The sequence below is a fragment of the Ruegeria sp. CL6 genome (assembly GCF_056536465.1).
In genome coordinates, this window is record NZ_JBQFPR010000005.1 from 222,149 (window position 1) to 238,410 (window position 16,262).

The window sequence follows — 16,262 nt, forward strand, 5'->3', positions numbered from 1 at the left end:
AACCTGACGTTCATTCGGCCGCCGCCTTTTCCGATTGGATGCGTTTTACAAAGTCCATGAACGCCCGGATGACTTTGACTTCGACGCGCTGCGTCAGGTGAATCATGCTTTCACCCATTTGCAGGTTTACGCCCTTCAGCTCGATCTGACGCAGCCGGTCGTCGCGACCGTATTCGGCGCGCGAGACAAATCCGATCCCCGCGCCGGATGCCACAAGCTCTCGTACCGCTTCGCGGCCTTCGGCGACGATGGCCGGTTTTAGATTTATTCTTCTGCTGCGCGCTTCATCTTCGAGTTTTTGTCGGGTCTTCGACCCCTGTTCGCGGAAAATCAGAGGTAGGCCTTTCAGCTCGTCGAAGTTCAGTTCAGTTGTAGTTTCCGGTAGAATCTCAGGCCCGGCAAACGCAACTATTTCCGTTGCCCCGAGATTGAGAACAGTCATGTCCTTGCCGGGTGAGGGGCTGCCCACGATCCCAATTTCCGCGTTATACGCCCTGAGCTCATCCAGGATCTCGTTTGTGTTTCCGGATCGGACCAAAACGGTTAAATTCGGATACATCGTCTGAAATGGGCCAAGAAAGTCGGCTAGATGGTGCGCTGAATCCGCAATGATGCGAAGTTCGCCGTCCACGGCCGCACTGGATTCCGACAGATAGTCTTCGATCTGGTTTTCGACCTCAAAATACTGCTTTGTGAAGCGAAACAGCTTTTCTCCCTCTGGGGTGAGAAACACGCGCTTTCGCTCGCGTTGGAAAAGCAGCAGATCGTGATCCTGTTCCAGCTTGCGAACCTGTTCGGAAACTGCGGGTTGGGTCAGGAAAAGCGCCTCGGCCGCTCTGGAAAAACCACCGTAAAGAGCCACATGGTGAAACGCTTTTAACTGGCTGTGCCGCATGTTTTTGCCTTTGAAGTCAAGTATAGGAGGAGCTTATCATAAGATTGATTTTTGCAATTTTACATATAGCCGATGACGTTGCAATTGTGTCTTTGAAACGTGTTATCGGAGCATGGTGATGACCAAACCTGAAAACTCGATTGAGCCTCCGAAGATGGGTGAGCCCTATCTTCTGACCCCCGGCCCTTTGACGACTTCGTATGCCGTCAAGCGCGCGATGCTCAAGGATTGGGGCAGTTGGGATGACGACTTCCGAGCCATGACCCGAGACATGCGCGCTAGGCTGCTGGCTTTGCTGGGCGAGGGGGCCGAGGAATTCGACTGTGTGCCGATACAAGGCAGCGGGACTTTTGCGGTTGAATCCATGTTGTCCTCTTTCATCCCGCGCAAAAGCAAGACGCTGGTCTTGGCAAACGGGGCGTACGGGATGCGTTCAGCGCAGACGTTGGACTATCTGGGACGCGGTCATGTGGTTCTGGACAAGGGCGACTACTTGCCGCCGCGTGGTTCCGAAGTGGCGGAGATTCTGGCCAACGACCCAACCATAACGCATGTCGTGGCAATCCACTGCGAAACGTCCTCGGGTATTTTGAATCCGGTCGAGGAAATTTCAGAAGCAGTCTATGCAGCCGGTCGCAAGTTGCTCATCGATTCAATGTCTGCTTTTGGGGCGATCGACTTGAAGCCTTCGGAAATCCGGTACGAGGCGATGGTCTCGTCCGCCAATAAGTGCATTGAAGGTGTGCCTGGTTTCGGCTTTGTCATCGCGCGCAAATCTGAACTTGTTGCCGCAAAGGGCAATAGTCACTCGCTGTCGCTGGATGCACATGCGCAGTGGGCTCATATGGAAAAAACGGGTCAGTGGCGCTTTACGCCGCCAACCCATGTTGTTGCGGCGTTTCTCGAAGCGTTGAAGGCGCACGAGGCCGAGGGCGGAGTTGCCGGACGCGGCGCGCGGTACACGTCTAACCGGGATGTGATGGTCGCTGGAATGCGGGAACTGGGTTTTGAGACGCTGCTGCAGAACCGCTGGCTGAGCCCTATCATCGTGACTTTTTTCTGCCCGGCTGATGAGCGTTTTGAGTTCGGCCGCTTCTACGATTTGATGAAGGATAGAGGGTTTATCATCTATCCGGGTAAGCTGACTGTTGTCGACAGTTTCCGTGTCGGCTGCATTGGGCAAATGGATGAACAAGTGATGCGGCAGGTTGTGGCCGCAGCCAAGGATTCTCTGGCCGAGATGGGTGTCGCAAACGCTGCCCCCCCGGTTCAGGCATTGGAAGAACGCGCCAAGCTGGCAGCTTAAGACACAAAGGACCACCGAAAATGACAATTCATTCCCCCGTGACCGCAAACGAGCGTGTCTATCCGGCCCCAAAGGTTCCCGCCATTGCCATTTGTCTGGATGGGTGCGAGCCTGAATATCTGGAAGTAGCCATCCAAAAGGGATTGATGCCCACGCTCAAGCGGATACGCGAGACGGGCACCGATCGGCTGGCTCATTCCGTTATTCCGTCCTTCACCAACCCGAATAACCTGTCGATTGCGACGGGTCGCCCTCCGATCGTGCATGGGATTTGCGGTAACTACCTGATTGATCCGGACAGCGGTGAAGAAGTGATGATGAACGATGTGCGGTTCCTGCGCGCGCCGACTATCTTCTCGCAGTTTTACGAGGCCGGGTATCGCGTCGCGATGGTAACCGCCAAGGACAAGCTGCGCGCATTGCTGGGGGCTGGCCTGAAGTTCGACGAAGACCGCGCCGTCGCGTTTTCGTCTGAGCGCGCAGGGGAAACCACCAAGGCAGAACATGGCATCGACAATGCCAGCGCGTGGTTGGGCATGCCCGTGCCCGAGGTTTATTCGGCCGAGCTGTCCGAGTTCGTCTTTGCGGCTGGCGTCAAGCTGCTGAAAGAGTTCAAGCCCGATATCATGTACCTGTCGACGACGGATTATATCCAGCACAAGTTTGCGCCGGACCAACAGGGCGCTCTGGATTTCTATGCAATGTTTGACAGGTACCTCGCACAGTTGGACGAGATGGGAGCGGCCATCGTTGTCACCGCCGATCACGGGATGAAGCCCAAGCACAACGCCGATGGCGAACCAAATGTCATTTATGCGCAGGACCTTATGGATGAATGGCTGGGTGAAGGTCAGGCGCGCGTGATCCTTCCGATCACCGATCCCTACGTGGTGCACCACGGTGCGCTTGGTGCATTTGCCACCGCCTATTTGCCCGAGGGCGCGGATGTTGCGGACATCATGGCCAAACTGGACGCTCGGGAAGAATTGATCCTTGTGGTCGATAAAGACGAAGCGATCCGACGCTTTGAACTTCCTGCGGATCGTATCGGCGATATCGTGATGATCTCGGGCGAGAACATGACCATCGGAACCTCGGCGGACCGCCATGATCTGGCCGCGCTCAAGGAGCCCCTGCGCAGTCATGGCGGGCTGACAGAGCAGGAAGTGCCCTTTATCGTGAACCGCGTGATTGATCTGGGCAACGCGCCCGATCTGCGAAACTTTGATGCGTTCTTCTACGCCACAACAGCGGCGGCGCAGTAACCATGAAAGATCAAGTCATGAGTGAAGCCGAAATCAGAAACGAAGGCATGCGGATCGGCGGAGAGGTTGTCTTTACCGATGACAAGGTTCCAGTTCTCTATCCCTACACGAACGAAGTGGTTGGATATGTTCCTGCGGGTAACGCCGAACATGCGCGCAAGGCGTTCGAGATCGCAGCGAACTACAAGCCCAAGCTGACCCGCTATGAACGCAGCCAAATTCTGCAACGCGCCGGAGAACTGATTGGCGAGCGTCGGGAATATCTGGCGAAGTGGTTGGTGCTGGAATTGGGCATCTGCCACCAGCACGCGATTTACGAAACGAAACGCGCGCAGGATGTCTATCAGTTCGCCGCGGCCGAAGCGCTGAAGGACGATGGTGAGATATTCTCGTGCGATCTGACCCATAACGGCAAGGCGCGTAAAATCTTCACAACGCGAGAGCCGGTGACCGCGATCAGTGCGATCACGCCGTTCAATCACCCGCTCAACATGGTCAGTCACAAGATCGCGCCGTCGATCGCCACCAACAACTGCATGGTCTGCAAACCGACGGAATTGACGCCGATGACCTGCCTGACGTTGGCTGACATTCTGTACGAGGCCGGTCTGCCGCCTGAAATGTTCCAGGTTGTCACTGGCTGGCCGCAGGACATCGGTGACGAAATGGTCACCAATGAAAATATCGACATCATCACTTTTACCGGCGGGGTTCCGGTCGGGAAGATGATCGCGGCCAAAGGTGTCTACAAACGTCAGGCTCTGGAATTGGGCGGAAACGATCCCCTGATCGTTTTGAACGATCTGTCGGATGCGGATTTGGACAAAGCCGCCACCATTGCCGTTGCGGGCGCTACGGGTAACTCGGGTCAGCGGTGCACCGCGATCAAGCGCATTCTGGTTCAGGAAAGTGTCGCAGACAAATTTGTGCCGCTGGTTCTGGAAAAGGCTAAAAAGATCAAGTTCGGCGATCCGCAGGACCCAGAGACAGAGCTTGGGTGTGTGATCCACGACAAGGCAGCGGAAGTCTTCGAGAACCGCGTCTTCATGGCCGAAAAGGAAGGGGCCGAAATCCTGTATCACCCCGGCCGACAGGGGGCTTTGCTGCCTCCGATTGTGGTTGATAAGGTGCCCCATGACAGCGAGCTGGTGATGGAGGAAACCTTTGGTCCCATCGTCCCCATCGTCCGCGTGCCCGACAATGACGATGATGTTATGGCGATTTCAAACTCAACCGAGTTCGGATTGTCATCTGGGGTCTGCACCAACGATCTGAACCGCGCGATTGCTTATATCAACGGGCTGAACGTCGGAACCTGTAATATCTGGGAACAGCCCGGATACAGGATCGAGATGTCACCGTTTGGCGGGATCAAGGACAGCGGGAATGGCGTGAAGGAAGGCGTGATCGAAGCGATGAAGTTCTTCACCAACGTAAAGACCTACTCGTTGCCGTGGCCAAATTGAGCCGTCGCCAGTCAACAATGGAACGGTAATGCGGCGAGGCTCCGGTAACGGTGCCTCGTCGTTTGATTTCAGCAAACAGCCAGCCAAAATCGAGAAACTGATGGACGTTAAAATCACCCATACCGAAGGCGAGTCGAATACGTCTGAAGCCCGCCGAAACTGGTTGAAGTCTTCGATTGGACCTCGATCTGAACCACTGTTAAAGCGCGACTCGAACGCGTTTCTTCATCAGAGTTTGTCCAGCCCCTGTGTGAGTACCATTGCCAAGGCCGAAGGCATTTGGATCGAGGATATGGATGGGCGCAGGTATATGGATTTTCACGGAAATTCCGTGCACCATATTGGGTACGGCCACCCTCGGCTGGTGGCTGCGATCAAAAAACAGCTTGATGATCTGCCCTTTGCTCCGCGTCGGTTTACAAATGATCCTGCCGTTGAGCTGGCCGAGAAACTGGCCGAGATCGCTCCGGGAGACTTGAACAAATCTCTGTTCACAACCGGTGGGTCCGACGCCAATGAGGTCGCATTGAAAGTCGCGCGTGCCTCAACGGGTCGTTTCAAAACCGTTAGCTTCTGGGATGCCTTCCACGGGGCGGGTTTCGGCGCATCCTCGGTCGGCGGCGAGGCGACATTCCGCAGTCATATTGCAGGCCCGTTGCTGCCGGGCGCGGAACATGTGGCACCGTTTGCCTGTTATCGCTGTCCATACAATCATCCCGGCCCGGAAACCTGTGGGCTGGCCTGCGCAAAAATGGTCGAGTTTGCATTGGAACGAGAAGGCGACGTGGCCGCCGTAATCGCTGAACCGATGCGTGCCGTTCCCTATGTGCCGCCGGCCGGGTTTTGGAAGTCCGTGCGCGAGGCATGCAATAAACACGGCGCCCTGCTGATCATGGACGAGATACCGACGGGCTTGGGCAAGACCGGAAAGATGTTCGCCTTCGAGCATGACGAGATAATTCCCGACATTGTAACGTTGGGCAAGTCGCTGGGTGGCGGCATCCTGCCCATCGCCGCGTGTGTCACCCGTCAAGACTTGGACGTCTGCGGTGATTTTGCGATCGGGCACTACACACATGAAAAGAACCCGGTTACGGCCCGGGCTGCATTGACTACGATCGAGATCATCGAAGACGAGGGGCTGGTCGAGCGTTCCGCCGACTTGGGAAGGCACGCCATGGCTCGTTTGCAGACCGAGTTGAGCGAGGTCGAAATAGTAGGGGACATTCGAGGGCGGGGTTTGATGTTCGGTGTTGAAATCGTCAAAAGCCGCAGCACTCGTGAGGCCGACAATGCCTGCGCCGAACGTATCTACTATGCCTGCCTTAATGGAGGCGTGAGTTTCAAGATCAGCCAGGGCTGTGTTCTGACCCTATCTCCGCCTCTAACGATTTCGCGGGAGGATCTGGACAAGGCTTTGGACGTCGTTATTGGTGCGATTAAGCAGCAAAGCTGACGTTTGTTCGGTCTGTGGGCGTAAGAGAGCTGCGTTTGCGCGACGGGTGCGGCATGTTCTGGCCCGCCTCGTTTCATTGACATATCGCAACCGGGGTCGCTGCCAGCGCCCAATTATTCACGGGGGCTCCCGCGCGTGACCCTTCGCGGTGGTCCGCCATATTCGCGGGAATACGCGCGCACGAAACTGGACGGCTCTGAATATCCGACGCGCCAGGCGGCTGCGGAGACGCTCAGCCCCGTTGTCGTCAGAAACTCATGCGCGATAGCGAGGCGTGTTTTTACAAGTGTCTTGCGAAAGGTCGTGCCCTCGTCGCGGAGCCGCCGGTTGAGGGTTCTGGGGCTGACACCTAGCAGAGCTGCGATGTCTTCGATTTTAAGCGTAGGTTTGACTTCGGATAGAACGGCATCCCGCACTCGACTTGTCCAGACGTTCTGGGCCTCAGCAGTGCGATTCAACAGGTCGCGGCATTGCTCAAGGCAGATGGCCAAAGCCTTCGGGTCGTGATGTGGAAGGGCAAGATCCAAAAGTGCCCTCGGCAACACGACGGCGTCCAGCTTGTCGTCTTTCTGTACGATCAGGCCAAGTTCTCTTTGAAGCGTTTCCAAGACCTGCGGGTCGCGCTCGGTCGTTCTGAACACGGGTTGATACAGTGAGGGGTCCACCAAAAGCGCATGGCTGAATGTCTGAAGTACCGCCAGATGCCGTTCAAGAACAAAGGTCTTTACCTCCTTGGGCAGGCCGGTGGTGTCATAGTTCAGCAAGATGCTGTCCCGGTCTTGAATCAGCTCCAGATGTGCGATCAGAAAGGAAAGATTGGCAAACTTTACGGCGGTCTCCAGCCCCGATCCCAGAGTTGGGCTGCTCAGGACAGCATACCCCCAGATACCAAACATCTCGAGGCGATACCTTCGGCCAATTTCAATACCCAAACCCACGCGGCGGGGCGCATGGCGCAGGAAGTTTGAGATCACGGTCAGTTCCTGGTCCCTCTTGATCAGGGTGTCGGAGTCATACAAAGAGAACGGATTTAATCCCGTTCTTTCAAGGCATTGTTCAACCGTTACGCCGAACTCAGGCGCAGCTTCGCACAATATTCTGAGGCTTTCGGGCCCGCGTGTCTGAGGGGTTTGAGTCATTTGGAACAGATATTCTTGATGGCGTAAAATGTCAAAAAATTTGCCGGAACGGGTATCGGCTTTTTGGCGACCTGCCCCAATCTTTAAGTGAGGAGGAGAAAAATGCGTTCATCGTCAACAGTCGTGGTGTCCCTAAGCCCTTTGGGCATTTCTTCGGCTGCCTGACTTTTCCCCTTGGTTCAATCATTGGAGACGAACATGTCTGCCCCTCATCTGACACCTGTCCAATCGGAACTTCCTGACCTTGAGGGTCTTCTTCTGGCGCAGAAGAAGGCGTGTCTTGGAGATCCGCTGCCGGATCGTGCGACGCGTGTGCGGCGTCTGGACAAGTTGCACAATGCGCTTTTGGACAATCGGGCACGGATTATTGCGGCCTGCAACAAGGACTTCTCGAACCGAGCGGCGGCCGAGACCGAGCTGGCCGAGCTCATGCCTCTGCTGGACGGAATTGCCTATTACCGCAAGCGTCTGCGCAAGCTGATGAAGCCCCAGCGCCGCCACGCGCCGATGACGGTGATGCCGGCGAAGGTCGAGGTGCGCTATCAGCCTGTTGGGGTTGTGGGCATCGTGGTGCCGTGGAACTTCCCGTTCTTTCTGGGGCTTTCGCCGCTGATCGGTGCCTTGGCCGCGGGCAACCGGGCGATGATCAAGACCTCGGAATTTGCGCCGGCGTCGGGTGAGCTCATGAAGGAGATCCTCGCGGATATCTATGCAGAGGACGAAGTCACCGTGGTGACAGGCGGTGTCGAGGTTGCGACCGAGTTCACCAAGCTGCCGTTTGACCATCTGGTCTTCACCGGTTCGACCCAGGTGGGTAAGATCGTGATGAAGGCGGCTTCGGACAATCTGACACCCGTGACCCTTGAGCTGGGCGGCAAGTCTCCGGCGATCATCCACGACGACTTTCCGCTGGACGAGGCGGCCAGCCGGATCGGTTTCGGCAAGGGCTTCAATGCCGGTCAGATCTGTGTCTCGCCTGACTATGTCCTGTGCCCGCGCGACAAGGTCAACGCCTTTGCGTCCGCGTTCTCGGATGCGATGACGAAGGCGTATCCGAGCCTGCGCGAGAACGCCGACTACACCGCGATCATCACCGAACGGCAGAAGGCCCGGCTTGAGGGTTATCTGACGGATGCCGAGGAAAAAGGTGCCGAGATCATCCAGATCAACCCCAAGGGCGAAACCTTTGGGGGCACGCGCAAGATGCCTCTGACCCTGGTTCTGGGCGCGGATGATAGCATGCTGGTGATGCAGGAAGAGATTTTTGGCCCGATCCTGCCGGTGATTGCCTACGACACGCTGGAAGATGCAATCGCCTATGTGCATGCGCGTCCGCGCCCGCTGGCGCTGTACTACTTTGACTGGGACAAGCGCCGTGCGGATGACATTCTGGCGCGGACCCACTCTGGCGGTGCCTGCGTGAACGACACGGTTTCGCATGTGGGTGTCGACGACATCCCGTTCGGCGGCATCGGTCCGTCGGGCATGGGGCACTATCACGGCGAGGAAGGGTTCCGCACCTTCTCGAAGGCCAAGGGCATCGTGCGCAAGGGCAAGTTCAACGCCACGGCGATGGTCGCACCGCCCTGGGGCAACTTCATGTACAAACAGCTCATGCTTATGCAGAAGCTCCGCTTCCGCAAGCGCAAGATCAACTGAAATACAGGCAACAAGAGCAGGCGCAGCCCCAAAAACAGGGCTGCGCACCTGATCAAATGACGGAGATAGACGTGACGAAAGACTCGTTGCTAGACCTTGAGCCAGAGGGCGGATGGAAGAAACTGGACTCTGCTCGACTGACCCCTTTGAGTAAGTCAGAACTTGGTCCTTACAAACGGTTCGTCCTGCACATGATAGTCAAGATTGGCGGTGCAAAATCAACGAACCTGTTTCAGACCTTTTTCCGAAATTTCCGCGTCTATTTCTCCTTTGCGAAATTCAACGCGAAGATCATGCCCAAAGGTGAACTGACCCGGCGACAAACCGAATTGGCGCTGTTGCGCGTAGGGTGGAAGACCCGCTCGTTTTATGAATGGAGCCATCATTGCGATATCGGAATGCGTGCTGGCTTGACCGTGGCCGACATACGCCGCATCCCGCAGGGACCAGAAGCCGAAGGTTGGTCTGCGGATGAACGCGCCATCCTGACGGCCGTCGACGAGATGATCGACGCGCACGCGGTCTCGCCAGAGACATGGAAGTCGCTGACAGACCATCTGGATCAGAAGCTCTTGATCGAGCTCTTGTTCCTGATCGCCACCTATACCGGACTTGCCAGCATTCTCAACAGCGTCGGCGTGCAGGTTGAGCCGGAAATCGAACAGATTATGTCTCGCACCCCGCTTTGAACGCGGTGTGCAGTCGAACGTCGAGAGGGAAGAAATGAGTTTCCGATCAGGCCAATTCAATATCGCAATCATCGGCACCGGATTTTCGGGGTTGGGAATTGCGATCAAGCTCAAAGAGGCGGGCTACACCAACTTTCGGATTTACGAGCGTGGGTCCGAGGATGGTGGAACCTGGCGGGACAACACCTATCCTGGTGCGGCCTGCGATGTGCAGTCCCACCTGTATTCCTATTCATTTGAGCCCTACGCCGAATGGTCCCGTGCCTTTGGCGAACAGGGTGAGATTCTGGACTACATCCGTCATTGCGTTGACAAATACGACCTGCATCAGTTCATCGAGTTCAACACGACAATCAACAGTGCCACGTTCGACGATCAACGCAATGTCTGGAAAGCCACGACCGAAGAAGGCAAAACCATCGAAGCCAATCTTCTGATAGCAGGCCACGGTTCTCTCAGCGATCCCGCTTATCCGCAGATAGAAGGTTTTGAGTCCTTCGACGGCAAGGTGCTGCACACGGCGGTCTGGGACCACGACTATGATCTGACCGGCAAACGAGTGGCGGTGATCGGCAGCGGTGCCAGTGCTATTCAAGTTGTGCCTGCCATTGCGGATCAGGTCTCGAAGCTAAGTGTGTTTCAGCGGACGCCATCCTGGGTTCTACCCAAACCGGAGCGGACTTTTGATGCAGTCAGCAAAAACCGCTTCCGCCGGTTCCCTCTGTTGCAATACCTTAGACGGCAACTGATCTATTGGAGCGCCGAGGCAAAATCGCCGGTCATCGTTTATGACACGCCGCTTACGCCGATCGCTCAGCGAATGGGTGAAAAACACATCAACAGCTTCATCAAAGACCCGGAAATGCGTCGCAAGGTGACTCCTGACTATAAGGTGGGATGCAAGAGAACTCTGCTGTCCAACGAATGGTACCCGGCGCTTGTAAAGCGGAATGTCGATCTGATCACGGACGGCGTGGGGGAAATTCGGGGCAACACGATAATCGACGGAACAGGGCGCGCGGTAGAGGTCGATGCAATCGTCTGCGCGACAGGTTTCAAGGTTCCCACCGAGGCCGCGCCCTATCCAATTACAGGCGCGAACGGGCTGAGCATTAATGACGCCTGGGCGGACGGTGCAGAAGCCTATAAGGGCGTAACTGTTTCAGGGTTCCCGAACCTGATGTTGCTTATGGGGCCGAATACCGTGTCCGGCATACTTCGATGATTTTCTATTTTGAGTCGCAGTTTAACTACATCATGGACATGGTTCGGCAGATGGATGCGGCCGGGGTTGCATCATTTGATGTGCACAAACACGTGCAGGACAAGTTCAATACCTGGCTGCAAAACCGCATGAAAAAGACCACTTGGATGTCCGGTTGCAACAGCTGGTACCTGACAAGCTCGGGGAAAAACACCGCGCTTTGGCCTGGCTTTTCGTGGGAATACCGCCTGCAGACGCGGAAAGTTCGGCTGAAAGACTACCAACTGACACCGGTCGAGGCACCTCGGCCCGTTTCTCTGGCGGAGTCTTCTGCCTGAATATCACATCTGGCCATTAACAAAGTTTTGAGGAGGATTTGGAGATGAGTGACGAGTCGCGTGAAAGGTTTCGGGCAAAATACCGGGCGAAAATAAGCCCCTATTACAGCGGCGGGATTCACTTGATGACCTTGTGTACCGTTGCCGGTGGGCTGATGTGGTTTGCTCTTTCCAACCTGAATGGTTTTGAATGGGTGGACTTGTGGATTGTCCCGATAGCGATCATCGGAAGCAATATCGCGGATTATTCTGCGCACAGGTGGTTCGGTCATCGCAAGACCAAGATCATGAAGCTGTTTTATCAGCGTCATACCGGTGATCATCATACCTTTTTTGAAGAACACGATATGGGTTATCAGATGGTTTTGGATTGGCGCGTGGTGATCTTTCCAATCTATCTGATCATGTTGTTCACAGTCCTGATTGCCGTTCCCGGCGGTCTGCTTTTGACATGGCTGTTCAATATGAATGTGGGTCTGCTATTTGGCACAGTCGTGATTTCGCAATATCTGATGTACGAGATTCTGCACTTCAGTTTCCATGTGCCTCGAAGCACAAGAACCGAGCGCGTTTTCAGTCTCCTTCCCGGTTGGAAATATCTGCGCCTGTTCCACACTGTGCACCATAATCGCGATATGATGCATGATGCCAACTTCAACGTTACTTTTCCTCTGACCGATTGGTTGATGGGCACTCTCCGTTTCTCGTCGGGTGACGACCGTGCGCCAGACCGGGAATGGGTCACCGCAACCTCACCGGCTGAGTAAACTGCGAGGGCGCGCGCCTGTAGAAATCACAGGCGCGTCCCGGATAATTTGAATATGGTTGCGATGCGTTTTGATCGGCCCAGAACCTTTCGCAGAGGGCGCTAATCTACGATCTTGTCCTCTGTGCCCGCCGGATGGAACCCATGAAGGCGTTGCGTGCCGATATCCAGACGCGACTTTCGGAAACCCGGATCGAGATCGCCCCGCTTGACGTTACTGACTTTGCCGAGGTTGGCCGGTCTTTTTCAGTGACGTGAATTTTCTGCACCTATAGATTCAATTTGGTAGCTTCGTCGGATATGACGCGGTGAGGCAAATCAGGATTGGGATCATGGGGCAGGGCGCAAATCAAGGGGTAGGCAGTTCTCTGCCTTTGGCGCAGGATCCGCATCGGGTTCGCGTCGAGAAAGAGCGCAACCTGGAAGTTGCGATTGGCAAAGAAGTCAAGGCGCTTAGGCAAAACCGTGGAATAACGGTCAAGGAATTGGCCGAGCAGACCGGCCTGTCCATCGGGATGTTGTCCAAGATCGAGAACGGAATGACTTCGCCGTCATTGACGACGCTTCAACTTCTGGCGCACGGGCTGGGAGTCCCTTTGACGACTTTTTTTCGTGGATTTGAGGAAAAGCGCGAGGCTATCCACACGCGCGCCGGTACCGGGCTTGAGATCGAGCGTGCCGGGACAAGGGCGGGTCATCAGTATAATCTGCTGGGGCATCTGGGATCGAACTCAAGCGGCATCGTCACCGAGCCCTATTTGATCACCCTCAGTGAAGAGTCGGACACCTTCCCGACATTCCAGCACGATGGGTTGGAGTTCTTATATGTTCTTGAAGGTCAGGTTCTGTATCGTCACGGGTCGCAAATGTATCATCTTAGACCGGGGGACACGCTTTTCTTTGACGCCGATGCCCCACACGGCCCGGAGGAGTTGATCGAGTTGCCGATCAGGTTCCTGTCCGTCATTTCCTACCCGAATACCGCTGGTTAAAAATTCGGTAAGGCGCGGCGGATCGGAGGATTTACCTTCCGAGATAGTTTCTTATCAGTTGAATAACATTCCTGACAGTGATATCTCTCCTGCAAGTTCACTACAGGAGATTCATCAGATGTGCGGGATTGTCGGCATCTTTTTGAAAGACAAGACCCTCGAACCCAGATTGGGCGAGCTGCTTACGGATATGCTGATCACCATGACGGATCGCGGACCGGACAGCGCAGGCATTGCGATCTATGGTCGGGAAACGGAAGGAAAAGGCAAGCTGACCATTCAGTCGGACACGCCCGATGTTGACTTTGCAACGCTTGCACATGAACTGGGTAGCGCCATTGAGGCCGAGGTTTCCTTGGCGGCAAATGACACCCACGCCGTTCTTTCAATGGACAGTCAGCAGATAGATCGGGCACGCCAAGCGCTGCGCGAACTGCGTCCGGGCTTGCGTATCATGTCCGGCGGCGATGTGATCGAAATCTATAAAGAGGTCGGCCTGCCGAAAGACGTCGCCAGTCGGTTCACGGTCTCTTCGATGCGCGGTTCTCATGGCATTGGCCATACGCGCATGGCGACTGAATCCGCTGTGACAACCGAAGGCGCTCATCCGTTTTCGACGGGTGGCGACCAGTGTCTGGTGCACAATGGCTCCTTGTCGAACCACAACTCATTGCGTCGCAAGTTGCGCCGCGAGGGTGTTCGGATCGAGTCGATGAACGATACCGAGGTTGGGGCGGCCTATCTGACGTGGAAGATGCAGAACGGTGCCTCTTTGGGTGAGGCGCTAGAGAGCAGCCTGGAGGATCTGGACGGGTTCTTCACCTTTGTCGTCGGCACAAAAGACGGGTTTGGCGTGGTCCGTGATCCGATTGCATGCAAGCCTGCGGTGATGGCCGAAACCGATCAATATGTGGCCTTTGGCAGCGAGTATCGTGCGTTGGTCAACCTGCCGGGAATCGAAGGCGCGAAAGTCTGGGAACCCGAACCCGCCACCGTCTATTTCTGGAGCCACTGATATGCAGACATACGATGTTTCTGTGAACGGCGTGCGTGGTCTCAACTCTGCTTTGCAGGCCCAAAACCAGGTTACCAACCAGTCTTTCTGGCAGGTGGTAAACCCGAAGGGTAGCCACGCCATAGCCGTCGGTCTGGACGCGCCGATTGAAGTCACGGTCAAGGGTTCGACAGGATACTACTGCGCGGGCATGAACAAACAGGCCACGATCAGGGTCGAAGGTTCCGTTGGTCCGGGCGTGGCCGAGAACATGATGTCCGGCACCGTTGTGGTCGAGGGTGACGCCAGCCAATACGCTGGCGCGACCGGGCATGGCGGCTTGCTGGTGGTCAAGGGTAATGCCAGCTCGCGCTGCGGAATCTCGATGAAGGGGATAGACATCGTGGTGCATGGCAATATCGGCCACATGTCGGCATTCATGGCACAGGCGGGCAATCTGGTGGTCTGCGGCGATGCAGGCGACGCGTTGGGAGATTCCCTCTATGAGGCGCGGCTATTTGTGCGCGGTTCGGTCAAAAGTCTGGGCGCGGACTGCATCGAAAAAGAGATGCGCCCCGAGCATCTGGACATTCTGGCTGACCTGCTGAAGCGCGCAGAAAGCGACGCAAAACCAGAGGAGTTCAGACGCTATGGTTCAGCCCGCAAGCTGTATAATTTCGACGTTGATAACGCGCAGGATTATTGAGGGATATGAAGGACATGGACAATAATGGCATCCCCCGCACGGCCCCGATTCAATCAGCGACGTTTTCCAACCCGATCAACGCCGAGATCCGGCGCGCGGCTGCCACCGGTATCTACGACATTCGAGGGGGTGGCGCGAAACGCAAGGTTCCGCATTTTGACGACCTGTTGTTTCTAGGAGCAAGCGTTAGCCGGTATCCGCTGGAAGGTTACCGCGAGCGTTGCGATACGTCGGTCACACTCGGCACTCGATATGCCAAGTCCCCCATCGAGCTTGATATTCCGATCACAATTGCCGGTATGAGCTTTGGTGCGCTGTCTGGTCCGGCAAAAGAGGCACTGGGGCGGGGCGCGTCGATGGCGGGAACATCCACAACCACTGGCGACGGCGGAATGACGCCCGAAGAAAGAGGCCATTCTACCAAGCTGGTGTATCAATATTTACCCTCGCGGTATGGCATGAACCCGGACGACTTGCGCAAAGCAGACGCGATCGAGATCGTTGTGGGGCAGGGCGCGAAACCCGGCGGAGGAGGGATGCTGCTGGGCCAAAAGATCAGTGACCGCGTGGCTGAAATGCGCACTTTGCCCAAGGGCATCGATCAACGCTCGGCCTGTCGTCACCCGGATTGGACCGGTCCGGACGATCTGGAGATCAAAATCCTCGAACTGCGTGAAATCACGGGCTGGCAAGTGCCGATCTATGTCAAAGTCGGAGCGACACGCCCGTATTATGACACTGCACTCGCGGTGAAAGCCGGTGCCGATGTTGTCGTCATGGACGGTATGCAAGGCGGCACCGCAGCAACGCAGGACGTGTTTATCGAACATGTAGGAATTCCGACATTGGCCTGTATCCGGCCCGCAGTCCAAGCGTTGCAGGATTTAGGGGTTCATCGTGAGGTGCAACTGGTGATCTCGGGGGGAATCCGTACCGGCGCTGATGTGGCCAAGGTGATGGCGTTGGGGGCGGATGCGGTTGCCATTGGCACCGCCGCGCTGATTGCGATCGGAGACAACGACCCGAAATGGGAATCCGAATATCAGAAACTGGGGACCACTACCGGAGCTTATGACGACTGGCACGAAGGGCAGGATCCCGCCGGCATCACCACGCAAGACCCAGAACTTGCCGCGCGTCTTGATCCGGTCGATGCCGGTCGGCGGTTGCGCAATTACCTCAAGGTGATGACGCTTGAGGCGCAGACCATTGCCCGCGCCTGCGGTCACAATCACCTGCACAATCTCGAGCCCGAGGATTTGTGCGCCCTGACTATGGAGGCTGCGGCGATGGCCAAGGTGCCTCTTGCGGGAACGGACTGGTATCCGGGCAAAGCAGGGTTCTGAACACTAGACGCGCGGTCCCTATGGGGGCTGCGCTTTTTGTA

Annotated in this window: 15 protein-coding genes; 13 read left to right on the top strand and 2 right to left on the bottom strand. The window is 56.0% G+C overall.

Annotated features, from left to right (window positions below):
- Positions 1 to 10 precede the first annotated feature (10 nt).
- Complete coding sequence (locus ACR0LH_RS15580; protein WP_480721629.1) at positions 11 to 895, bottom strand: LysR substrate-binding domain-containing protein; 885 nt, start codon at positions 893 to 895, stop codon at positions 11 to 13.
- Positions 896 to 1,013: 118 nt separating this feature from the next.
- Here ACR0LH_RS15580 and ACR0LH_RS15585 point away from each other — a divergent pair, with 118 nt between their 5' ends.
- From ACR0LH_RS15585 to pbfA, 4 genes are all read left to right on the top strand, one after another.
- A complete protein-coding gene (locus ACR0LH_RS15585; RefSeq protein WP_480721630.1) occupies positions 1,014 to 2,201 on the top strand; it encodes a 2-aminoethylphosphonate--pyruvate transaminase in 1,188 nt (395 codons plus the stop codon).
- A 20-nt stretch (positions 2,202 to 2,221) separates the two neighbouring features.
- Positions 2,222 to 3,466, top strand: a complete 1,245-nt coding sequence (phnA, locus tag ACR0LH_RS15590; protein WP_170389101.1) for a phosphonoacetate hydrolase — start codon at positions 2,222 to 2,224, stop codon at positions 3,464 to 3,466.
- Between the two features lie 17 nt (positions 3,467 to 3,483).
- Positions 3,484 to 4,932 (top strand): phosphonoacetaldehyde dehydrogenase, encoded by a 1,449-nt coding sequence (phnY, locus tag ACR0LH_RS15595; RefSeq protein ID WP_170418539.1) that lies wholly within the window; start codon positions 3,484 to 3,486, stop codon positions 4,930 to 4,932.
- 100 nt (positions 4,933 to 5,032) lie between these two features.
- On the top strand, positions 5,033 to 6,388 hold the full coding sequence (pbfA, locus tag ACR0LH_RS15600) for a (R)-1-hydroxy-2-aminoethylphosphonate ammonia-lyase (protein ID WP_480721631.1): 1,356 nt from the start codon (positions 5,033 to 5,035) through the stop codon (positions 6,386 to 6,388).
- A gap of 113 nt (positions 6,389 to 6,501) precedes the next feature.
- Here the strand turns inward: pbfA and ACR0LH_RS15605 are convergent, their stop codons facing one another.
- Positions 6,502 to 7,527 carry an AraC family transcriptional regulator gene (locus tag ACR0LH_RS15605; RefSeq protein WP_170486537.1) on the bottom strand — a complete coding sequence of 342 codons (1,026 nt, stop codon included), beginning with the start codon at positions 7,525 to 7,527 and terminating at the stop codon, positions 6,502 to 6,504.
- Positions 7,528 to 7,725: 198 nt separating this feature from the next.
- On the opposite strand from ACR0LH_RS15605, the gene ACR0LH_RS15610 reads away from it, so the two are divergent.
- The 9 genes from ACR0LH_RS15610 to ACR0LH_RS15650 all read left to right on the top strand — a co-directional run bounded on the left by ACR0LH_RS15610 (position 7,726) and on the right by ACR0LH_RS15650 (position 16,221).
- Positions 7,726 to 9,186, top strand: coding sequence for a coniferyl aldehyde dehydrogenase (locus tag ACR0LH_RS15610; protein WP_170486230.1), 1,461 nt, complete (start codon positions 7,726 to 7,728; stop codon positions 9,184 to 9,186).
- 71 nt (positions 9,187 to 9,257) lie between these two features.
- Positions 9,258 to 9,875 (top strand): carboxymuconolactone decarboxylase family protein, encoded by a 618-nt coding sequence (locus ACR0LH_RS15615; RefSeq protein ID WP_170486242.1) that lies wholly within the window; start codon positions 9,258 to 9,260, stop codon positions 9,873 to 9,875.
- 34 nt (positions 9,876 to 9,909) lie between these two features.
- Positions 9,910 to 11,100 carry a flavin-containing monooxygenase gene (locus ACR0LH_RS15620; RefSeq protein WP_480721632.1) on the top strand — a complete coding sequence of 397 codons (1,191 nt, stop codon included), beginning with the start codon at positions 9,910 to 9,912 and terminating at the stop codon, positions 11,098 to 11,100.
- A complete protein-coding gene (locus ACR0LH_RS15625) occupies positions 11,097 to 11,417 on the top strand; it encodes a hypothetical protein (RefSeq protein ID WP_170486240.1) in 321 nt (106 codons plus the stop codon). Before ACR0LH_RS15620 ends, ACR0LH_RS15625 begins: the two co-directional genes overlap by 4 nt.
- Positions 11,418 to 11,461: 44 nt before the next feature.
- A complete protein-coding gene (locus tag ACR0LH_RS15630) occupies positions 11,462 to 12,184 on the top strand; it encodes a sterol desaturase family protein (protein ID WP_170486239.1) in 723 nt (240 codons plus the stop codon).
- A gap of 331 nt (positions 12,185 to 12,515) precedes the next feature.
- On the top strand, positions 12,516 to 13,175 hold the full coding sequence (locus ACR0LH_RS15635; protein WP_170417261.1) for an XRE family transcriptional regulator: 660 nt from the start codon (positions 12,516 to 12,518) through the stop codon (positions 13,173 to 13,175).
- A gap of 118 nt (positions 13,176 to 13,293) precedes the next feature.
- The gene (locus ACR0LH_RS15640) at positions 13,294 to 14,190 is read left to right on the top strand and encodes a class II glutamine amidotransferase (protein WP_170417258.1); all 897 of its coding nucleotides are present in this window, start codon (positions 13,294 to 13,296) and stop codon (positions 14,188 to 14,190) included.
- A 1-nt stretch (position 14,191) separates the two neighbouring features.
- On the top strand, positions 14,192 to 14,875 hold the full coding sequence (locus ACR0LH_RS15645) for a protein GlxC (RefSeq protein WP_480721635.1): 684 nt from the start codon (positions 14,192 to 14,194) through the stop codon (positions 14,873 to 14,875).
- 14 nt (positions 14,876 to 14,889) lie between these two features.
- Positions 14,890 to 16,221 carry an FMN-binding glutamate synthase family protein gene (locus ACR0LH_RS15650; RefSeq protein WP_480721674.1) on the top strand — a complete coding sequence of 444 codons (1,332 nt, stop codon included), beginning with the start codon at positions 14,890 to 14,892 and terminating at the stop codon, positions 16,219 to 16,221.
- Positions 16,222 to 16,262 lie beyond the last annotated feature (41 nt).

Coding starts and splice junctions, on each gene's coding strand:
- phnA (WP_170389101.1), top strand. CDS start 2,222: ATGACAATTCATTCCCCCGTGACCGCAAACGAGCGTGTCTATCCGGCC.
- ACR0LH_RS15635 (WP_170417261.1), top strand. CDS start 12,516: ATGGGGCAGGGCGCAAATCAAGGGGTAGGCAGTTCTCTGCCTTTGGCG.
- ACR0LH_RS15630 (WP_170486239.1), top strand. CDS start 11,462: ATGAGTGACGAGTCGCGTGAAAGGTTTCGGGCAAAATACCGGGCGAAA.
- pbfA (WP_480721631.1), top strand. CDS start 5,033: ATGGACGTTAAAATCACCCATACCGAAGGCGAGTCGAATACGTCTGAA.
- ACR0LH_RS15605 (WP_170486537.1), bottom strand. CDS start 7,527: ATGACTCAAACCCCTCAGACACGCGGGCCCGAAAGCCTCAGAATATTG.
- ACR0LH_RS15580 (WP_480721629.1), bottom strand. CDS start 895: ATGCGGCACAGCCAGTTAAAAGCGTTTCACCATGTGGCTCTTTACGGT.
- phnY (WP_170418539.1), top strand. CDS start 3,484: ATGAGTGAAGCCGAAATCAGAAACGAAGGCATGCGGATCGGCGGAGAG.
- ACR0LH_RS15610 (WP_170486230.1), top strand. CDS start 7,726: ATGTCTGCCCCTCATCTGACACCTGTCCAATCGGAACTTCCTGACCTT.
- ACR0LH_RS15650 (WP_480721674.1), top strand. CDS start 14,890: ATGGACAATAATGGCATCCCCCGCACGGCCCCGATTCAATCAGCGACG.
- ACR0LH_RS15585 (WP_480721630.1), top strand. CDS start 1,014: ATGACCAAACCTGAAAACTCGATTGAGCCTCCGAAGATGGGTGAGCCC.
- ACR0LH_RS15640 (WP_170417258.1), top strand. CDS start 13,294: ATGTGCGGGATTGTCGGCATCTTTTTGAAAGACAAGACCCTCGAACCC.
- ACR0LH_RS15620 (WP_480721632.1), top strand. CDS start 9,910: ATGAGTTTCCGATCAGGCCAATTCAATATCGCAATCATCGGCACCGGA.
- ACR0LH_RS15645 (WP_480721635.1), top strand. CDS start 14,192: ATGCAGACATACGATGTTTCTGTGAACGGCGTGCGTGGTCTCAACTCT.
- ACR0LH_RS15625 (WP_170486240.1), top strand. CDS start 11,097: ATGATTTTCTATTTTGAGTCGCAGTTTAACTACATCATGGACATGGTT.